We start from the raw sequence: 4,759 nt of genomic DNA on the forward strand, positions 1-4,759 counted from the left end.
TGTACACAGTGCACTGGGTTATGTATCACCTTTTGAGTTTGAAGCAATGTACTATGATAAGATTAACCCGTTAGGTCAGGTGGCCTAACTTAAATAAAAAAGTCTCCGACAAACCCGGTACGGTTCAATGGTAATAAAAGAACTGGTTTAGCTGTAATGCTGACTTATCTCGAAATTCAAGGTGTTACCATTCAGGAACAAACAGGTTTAGATGATTTGATGGTCGATATTGTTGAATCACAAGAAGAACATGAATTATTAGCCAAAATTGTGGCTGAATTCTTATACGAGCTTTCGATAATTTAAACTAAGAAATCAGAATCTGAATATTTGGATCATCGATATTCGATAAAAGATTCTTATAAATTAAATAATTTTCATCCTCTCGGCAGATAAAAAATACTTCTGCAACATGATCATATTGAGGCAACATAGAGAGTATAGTGCCAATCGCAATTTCAGCAGCCTTTTGAGGTGGAAAACCATAAACACCTGTACTAATACATGGAAAAGAAACAGTGAGTGCATGAATTTCATTAGCTTTGAATAGTGCATTACTATAAGCATCACAAAGCAATTGTGGCTCATTGTGTTCGCCATCTAACCATCGTGGTCCAACCGCATGAATAAGGTATTTAGCAGGCAGATTACCTGCTGTTGTTACTTCTGCTTGACCTGTAGGGCATCCACCTTTTTCTTGATTTAGACGAACACATTCTTCTTTCATCAATGGTCCAGCTTTTTTATGAATCACATAATCAAGTCCCCCACCACCAAGCAAAGATTTATTTGCTGAGTTAACGATGGCATGTACAGCAAAAGCTGTTATATCTGCTTGGATGAGATGGACTTTTTTCATAAATTTTATGCAATACCGCGATCTTTTTTAAATTGAGAAATAATAGGATTTAATTCAGATCCACAGAATTCAATATACTCATTTGTAATTCCACGACCACTAGAAGGATGTGGCAACCCAACTACAGTGCAGTTTTCAAATTTATTGATATAAGCCAATGAGCCATGATAATCAGGCATTCTTAATGTTTGCAATTTTTCAATTTCATTGCCCATAATTGGAGTGAATTTATCCCTTACTTTATAAAATTTTAGTACCTTAGTTAAAAGCTCACTTCCCATAAACAGAATTACTTTAGGTCTAAGTTCTTCTATATGTGCTATAAAATTATCAACATTTTCATCTTGTTTGTAGAAAGGAATTGCAGAACGAGATTTTTTTGATTCTACAGCCCAATTAGTTTGTACAATCATTTTGTCGAAAGCATCGCCTAAGCCTTCCTCATTTAGAGGATGCCCCCACATAGAAAACCAAGTTCTAATTCTTTTATCGTATTTAATCCATGTCTTAGCAACATCACCATATCGCAATGATTTATTAGAAAAGGTACATTCTTTAGTCATATCTATTATAACTTCTTGCCCCTTACTTTGTGATTCTTCACCCCATTCATAACCACAAATCATTAATCCGTTTTTATCATTAAAGCCTGCGAAAATTGAATTTGCTAAATTTAGACTTTTTCCCACTTTATCTTCTCTGATACTTTTAAGATTCAAATTATCACATATATTTCATATAAATCATTTATATGGAAAGTTTTTTATAGATATAAAAATACACTTAACATAAAATCTCTTATACGAAATCCAGATTCAAGACATAAAAAAGCCCGACATCCTGTCGGGCTTTTTCATATCGGGGTGCTCGTCTTACTGATCTCGTGCTGCCCATTCCTTGCGCTATTTTCTTATTCTTGTTTTCTGGAAACATCCAGTTCCCTTATGTATTCATCATAGGGCTAATGCCTTGGATTACCAATCCGCAAAATCCTTAAATCTGTGTAAGTTTTAGCTTACAAAGTTGGCCTATTTTATCCCAAGAGTTGTCCGCAGAAATTGGGGATTATTTCTGAACTGTGACCCTTGAGAAATCAGGAAAAAACGCAAAAAAGAATGTTTTTTGATCAATTTTATTGGCAAGAAGTATCAAAATTGCTTAAAAAGAAACCGACTTGTTTCCAAGTCGGTTTTTTGTTGTTTTTCAGGGGGATGAAAATTTTTTAACTTTATGAAAAACAAGGATATTTTAAAAAGCATTTCGTATAAGCTCTATTATGTTAATTTTAGGAAATCTTTAAAGTATTTAAAAAATATATGAACTTAATTTCAGCAACATTATTAAATGAACACCCTATCAAAGGATGTATTCAGGATGGAAGTGGAAACACTAAACCATTTCCTATTTTTGCTATTGATGGGCTTCCATTAAATATATGGATAAGTAAAAACACTAGTTTTAAAGATGCAAAATCTTCCGTTCCAGCACAGGGTTGGCTATATGACTTTGAAAATAGCGTTCCTTTGAGTAATGCATGGAAACTATTAAAACCCGAAACTTCTGAATATGGTGCAGTATCAACTGTCATACCAATTTTAATTTGTCCTGATGATTTAGATCTTGTCTGTAATGTAATTATGATTGAACAGATCGTGACTGAATCAGAGGTTCAATGGATTCGATTTGGGGTAGCATGGGACAATATGCATGACCTTGTAACATCCGTAGTTTGGGAAAAACCTTTTTCATCTCCTGTTTTAACATTTAAATTAAATAATTTTGAAGAAGCATACAATAATTTGAAAAGTTTAGATAAAGCTTGGAATGAGGGGATTTAACATAATGGCTGTTATACGAAATTAATGGATGTTCGTATAGATTACTTGCATATTGTATTCGATCGAATACAATATGGTGAGAAGAGAAGGAATACTCATGATTGAAATTAAACGTCTGCCAGAATTTGATGAATGGTTAGATGGCATTAAAGACAATATGACTCGTATCCGCCTGAATCGTCGATTAGATAAGGTTCAACGTGGAAATTGGGGAGATATTAAACCTCTCCAGGATGGCGTTTGGGAAATGAGAGAATTCTTCGGTTCCGGATGGAGGATGTATTACATCCAACATGGTGACGTAGTGATTGTAATGCTTGGTGGAGGAGATAAATCAACTCAACAACAAGACATCGATCGTGCAGTCAAATTATCGAAAACATTGGAGGATTAAAATGGTTAAAGTCGCTGATTTACCAAGTTTTGATATGGCTGAGTCACTCAAAACTGAAGAAGACATTGTGATGTATCTCAACATAGTTCTTGAAGAAAATGATCCAGCTGAATTAGCTCATGCCCTTGGCGTAATTGCTAAAGCTCGTGGCATGACTCAAATCGCTAAAGAAGCAGGGATTGGACGTGAAGCACTTTACAAAGCCCTACGTCAGGATTCAGCACCACGTTTTGATACGATTAATCGTGTAGTGAATGCTTTAGGCTTAAAACTCACAGTACAACACGCCTAAAATATTAAAAAATATAATAAAAATGGGAGATTAAAGCTCCCATTTTTTTTTTATTTCGTATAAGGTGTATTATGTTAATTTTAGGAAATCTTTAGAACCACTGAAAATAATCAACTTAATTACGAATGACTTTATATTGTTTTCTATGTGAAGTACCTTTTGTAATTATTCTTTTAATGATAAATTAAAATTAAGCATTTACACAAAATTTAGAACAGTCTCAAAACTTTATTTTCAACTATTCTATATATATATCAAAGCTATAGAATTCTTTAGGTAAGCTTGTATCATCTAGGGTATTTTTTGCTACTACCTGATACTTTAAAGTTCCGTCACTCAGTTGATATTCCGCTAGTTGATTTGAGTAACTAAGCTTTTCTTTTTTCAATAGTTTTAATTTTAATTCATTTAATACATTTATATCTGAATTTTTCAAAATAAAGCTTACTGGTCCACCAGAGGATAAAGAAATATAAGTTAATTTATTATTATCTTTTTTATATTTCAAATAAACTTCCGTTTGAGATAAATTAGGAATATTAATATAATGATAAGACATATAAGGATCGCTAAAATCCTTGCTATACATTTTTTCTTTTTTTCCTAAAACAGGATCAATATCCTGAAAATTATTTTCTTTTGCTTTTTTTATAACATACTCAGATATTTTCAAAAAATCATTTTCTGATATCCAATCTCTTAGAGATCCAAAATATTCTTTATCATATTCATCATTTGTCATAACAAGTTTCTCAATTTTAGGAATAATATTTATCTTCTGATGGTTCTCAGCAGGATTATCTTTTTCATGACAACCCATTAGTGCAAAAACACATAATATCAATAAAGCATGTTTAGTTACCATTTTATATAATCCAAATCATTCATTGCAGGAACATACTCTTTAATTAATTTTTTAGGATCTTCTTTCGTATATTTACTTGGATCTGTTGGAAATACTTTATATGGTGTTCCTGCTTTTTTAAAGTCATCAAAAAGCCAGTAAGGAGTAACTGCTCTAATATATACATAATACGTTCCCGTTTTCCCTTTCCCTATTGGTAATTCAGGTATATAAGGTCTTAATATTTCAAGCATTGTTTCTGCACATGGGCTTTGTTGCACAAACCTATCTGTAAAGGCTTTTTCAGCGATATAATTTTCAAATGAAGAAGCCTATACACAAAATCTATCGCACAACCAATTGGCCCGCATATAACCGAGCACTCATGAGTCGCGGAAATATTGCCATTTGGTTTGATCCTGCTACGCAATGGTATGCTCCATCAAAAGGCAAACAAGGGCGAAATCAAACCTACTCCGACGCAGCTATCCAATGCTGCTTAATGATTAAATCCTTATTCCGTCTATCTTTA

The 4,759-nt window shown here is 33.0% G+C and carries 8 protein-coding genes and 1 pseudogene; 5 read left to right on the forward strand and 4 right to left on the reverse strand.

Annotated features, from left to right (window positions below; all coding sequences use genetic code 11):
* Positions 1–126 precede the first annotated feature (126 nt).
* Positions 127–306: pseudogene (locus FTT94_RS16115) on the forward strand (type II toxin-antitoxin system death-on-curing family toxin); the annotation flags it as partial.
* A gap of 1 nt (position 307) precedes the next feature.
* Here FTT94_RS16115 and FTT94_RS16120 read toward each other — a convergent pair.
* On the reverse strand, positions 308–859 hold the full coding sequence (locus FTT94_RS16120) for a macro domain-containing protein (protein WP_000755487.1): 552 nt from the start codon (positions 857–859) through the stop codon (positions 308–310).
* A gap of 5 nt (positions 860–864) precedes the next feature.
* The gene (locus tag FTT94_RS16125) at positions 865–1,548 is read right to left on the reverse strand and encodes a hypothetical protein (RefSeq protein ID WP_016658768.1); all 684 of its coding nucleotides are present in this window, start codon (positions 1,546–1,548) and stop codon (positions 865–867) included.
* A gap of 627 nt (positions 1,549–2,175) precedes the next feature.
* Here FTT94_RS16125 and FTT94_RS16130 point away from each other — a divergent pair.
* The 3 genes from FTT94_RS16130 to FTT94_RS16140 all read left to right on the forward strand — a co-directional run bounded on the left by FTT94_RS16130 (position 2,176) and on the right by FTT94_RS16140 (position 3,383).
* On the forward strand, positions 2,176–2,697 hold the full coding sequence (locus FTT94_RS16130) for a hypothetical protein (RefSeq protein WP_180105732.1): 522 nt from the start codon (positions 2,176–2,178) through the stop codon (positions 2,695–2,697).
* A 97-nt stretch (positions 2,698–2,794) separates the two neighbouring features.
* Positions 2,795–3,091 (forward strand): type II toxin-antitoxin system RelE/ParE family toxin, encoded by a 297-nt coding sequence (locus FTT94_RS16135; protein ID WP_004647749.1) that lies wholly within the window; start codon positions 2,795–2,797, stop codon positions 3,089–3,091.
* 1 nt (position 3,092) lies between these two features.
* Positions 3,093–3,383 (forward strand): addiction module antidote protein, encoded by a 291-nt coding sequence (locus FTT94_RS16140; RefSeq protein ID WP_070155664.1) that lies wholly within the window; start codon positions 3,093–3,095, stop codon positions 3,381–3,383.
* Between the two features lie 238 nt (positions 3,384–3,621).
* Here FTT94_RS16140 and FTT94_RS16145 read toward each other — a convergent pair whose 3' ends face one another.
* Positions 3,622–4,248: a hypothetical protein gene (locus FTT94_RS16145; RefSeq protein WP_180112650.1), complete on the reverse strand. Its 627-nt coding sequence runs from the start codon at positions 4,246–4,248 to the stop codon at positions 3,622–3,624.
* The gene (locus tag FTT94_RS16150) at positions 4,242–4,508 is read right to left on the reverse strand and encodes a hypothetical protein (protein ID WP_180036251.1); all 267 of its coding nucleotides are present in this window, start codon (positions 4,506–4,508) and stop codon (positions 4,242–4,244) included. Before FTT94_RS16150 ends, FTT94_RS16145 begins: the two co-directional genes overlap by 7 nt.
* Positions 4,509–4,549: 41 nt before the next feature.
* On the opposite strand from FTT94_RS16150, the gene FTT94_RS16155 reads away from it, so the two are divergent.
* A partial coding sequence (locus FTT94_RS16155; protein ID WP_180165448.1) for a transposase occupies positions 4,550–4,759 on the forward strand: 210 nt, incomplete at its 3' end.

The organism is Acinetobacter sp. YH12027 (genome assembly GCF_013420085.1).
GTDB classification, from domain to species: domain Bacteria; phylum Pseudomonadota; class Gammaproteobacteria; order Pseudomonadales; family Moraxellaceae; genus Acinetobacter; species Acinetobacter amyesii.

Bases quoted from the DNA above. Each gene is read 5' to 3' on its own strand.
- FTT94_RS16135 (WP_004647749.1), top strand. From the start codon at position 2,795: ATGATTGAAATTAAACGTCTGCCAGAATTTGATGAATGGTTAGATGGC.
- FTT94_RS16140 (WP_070155664.1), top strand. From the start codon at position 3,093: ATGGTTAAAGTCGCTGATTTACCAAGTTTTGATATGGCTGAGTCACTC.
- FTT94_RS16130 (WP_180105732.1), top strand. From the start codon at position 2,176: ATGAACTTAATTTCAGCAACATTATTAAATGAACACCCTATCAAAGGA.
- FTT94_RS16120 (WP_000755487.1), bottom strand. From the start codon at position 859: ATGAAAAAAGTCCATCTCATCCAAGCAGATATAACAGCTTTTGCTGTA.
- FTT94_RS16145 (WP_180112650.1), bottom strand. From the start codon at position 4,248: ATGGTAACTAAACATGCTTTATTGATATTATGTGTTTTTGCACTAATG.